Genomic DNA, 2,278 nt, shown 5'->3' on the forward strand with positions numbered 1-2,278 from the left:
TTGAAAACTTGTATGAAATCAACGCAGATTCTTAGCGTAGACAAAACACGGAGCTCCTACGGGAACAGCGCGAGCTGAAGATCCCGTAGGAAAGCGTTTTCTTTCTTTCCGAGGAAGCTGAGGCCGTGCCGTGGAAAGCGAAGTGTTTTGACGGAGCGGTCATTCACTCTTTTATTGGCACACAAAAATTCCGAACTGATTTCAACAAATCGTTCGGAATTTTTGCGTTTCATTCAGTTTTGTCCCAGCCTCTTTTTCCAGTCAAGTTCGTATATTCGTTTGACTCCGTAACGTATCCACTTCTTGTTTTAACGATTCCAGCTCATCGAGCAGCTTGACGACCATCTCATCACTTTTTCTCAATTCTTCACCTAACGCTTCAACCGCTTCCTCGTCCCAAATAAACGGATTGCCGTTGTCAGGAGTGATTGGTAAGTTTTCGTAAACGACTCCTTCTTCTTCATCGGTTGGCTGAAAATATATCGCTACTTCACAGCCTGCATCACCTTTAGCAATACGTTTTCTCAAATTTACCTTTCCATATCCCATCCTTCTTGCAGCAATGCCGCCAAATACACTTGATGTCATCATACAAAGGTGGGGAGCGTCTTTGACAACTTCACCAAAAGGACAACCTTCCGCTTTAACGATGACCCGGTCAGGATGCACTTCTGAAATACGGAAATGACCGCCGATTGAATTCTTTATATCTACAATCACTTGAGCATAACGGTCTACAGACCACTTTTCACTTTTTTCGCTGTAAAACGTCTCGATCCACTCTCCTGTACGAATTCCCAGCTGACGTATATATTCTTCTGCATGTTTTCCGACTGTCCGTTCATGTAAATGAGCATATTGAGTAATTAGTTTAGATAGAAATAAAGTTCCACTTAATGACGATTGCATGCTAATTACCCTCCCGTCCATAATACTTTCATTATATACCTACCGCTTGCTAATTGATAGAATTATCAGATAAATTACCAATATCAACCAAAAAATCCAACCGTTGTTTCGTGAATAGGGGGCTCTACGAAAACTAGCCCCAGTTCAAAGTGTTCTCCTTCATAGAGGGCTCTCTGGACATAGCGGTTTTCTCCCCATTTGTCCCGAACTTCAATTTTATTAAATCCTCCATTCAATTGGAGTGCTTCGTAAAACTGATTTTCCGTACGGACTTTGCGGGTATTCACTCGTTCAATCAGCTCCCCAGGAATGAGCCCCATTTGTGCTGCTGGGCTTCCTGGTATGACACCTAAAATACGAAGGCCTTTAGGATTAGATGAGAAAAAGGAAGGCCGTTCTTCCCGCATGCGATGAAGAACATGAATTAATTCTCTTCCTAGTAAACTAATGACGACAGCTGCTAAAGAGAGAGCCGGAATGAAGAAGCTTCCTATCACAAAGATCAGCACAATAAGGGCCATCAAAAAAGTGTGACGTCCCATTGTTTTTGCTGCTGTTTCCGGGGACTGGCCTTTAGCAATCCACTCCCAACCCGTTACAAACGGAACGACGATCAAGCCAAAATTTTCTCCTCCAAGATCAAGGAGTGGCCACCAGGAGGCGAACGTCTCGATGTCACCTGCTGGAAATAGAGCTATAAAAGGGACAATGGCCATTTTCCTGCTGCGATGCTGACCAACCCACATTCCCCGGCTACCCTTCACGCGTTCCGGAAATGTTTGATCTGGGGAAGTGCGCAGTAGCAGGATAGATTCTACAAACAGCATCACTGTCAATATGATCGCTATTGACGTAAGCGGAGTATCCTCAAGAGTGGTTATCCATGACTCAAAAAGCGTATTCTCAGGTAAGTATGGAAGAACGAGCAGGACCAAATAAGTGATCCCTAACGTATACGCGGCGGAATACCAGTTTAATTTCATTGGTACAGAGACAAGCAGCAATACTGCTGATAGCAACATCAAGAAAGGAAAAGAAAGCTCTAGACCGGCACCAATTGAAAAAACAGATAAGCACAGTCCAGCAATCACCGACGTCCCTATTGTTCCTTTCCATTCTGAAAACCGATCAAATATACGGATTCCGAAAGACTTTCGTTCCTGTTTGAGTCTCCGTTGTGACAGTAATAAAACCATACCAACAGCTATGTATAAAAAAGGCTGGGTGAACATCCGTCCCAGCGCTTTGGCTAATTCCAAAAACCAGACATCCAAAATGATTCTCCTTTCGATATTCAGAACAAAAGCGCAAGCGCCTTGGGAGTCCCGACAAGCATAAGACAAGCGATGTAGTGGATGGCTTTTTATCC

Annotated in this window: 2 protein-coding genes; both read right to left on the reverse strand. The window is 43.8% G+C overall.

Annotation, left to right across the window (positions count from 1 at the left end; translation table 11 throughout):
- Positions 1-261 precede the first annotated feature (261 nt).
- Positions 262-909: a methanogen output domain 1-containing protein gene (locus tag LD39_RS19005; protein WP_035551835.1), complete on the reverse strand. Its 648-nt coding sequence runs from the start codon at positions 907-909 to the stop codon at positions 262-264.
- Between the two features lie 83 nt (positions 910-992).
- A complete protein-coding gene (locus LD39_RS19010; protein WP_052158957.1) occupies positions 993-2,183 on the reverse strand; it encodes a PDZ domain-containing protein in 1,191 nt (396 codons plus the stop codon).
- Between the last annotated feature and the right edge of the window lie 95 nt (positions 2,184-2,278).

The sequence above is a fragment of the Halobacillus sp. BBL2006 genome (assembly GCF_000786645.1).
Classification (GTDB): Bacteria; Bacillota; Bacilli; order Bacillales; family Halobacillaceae; genus Halobacillus.

Coding starts and splice junctions, on each gene's coding strand:
- LD39_RS19005 (WP_035551835.1), bottom strand. CDS start 909: ATGCAATCGTCATTAAGTGGAACTTTATTTCTATCTAAACTAATTACT.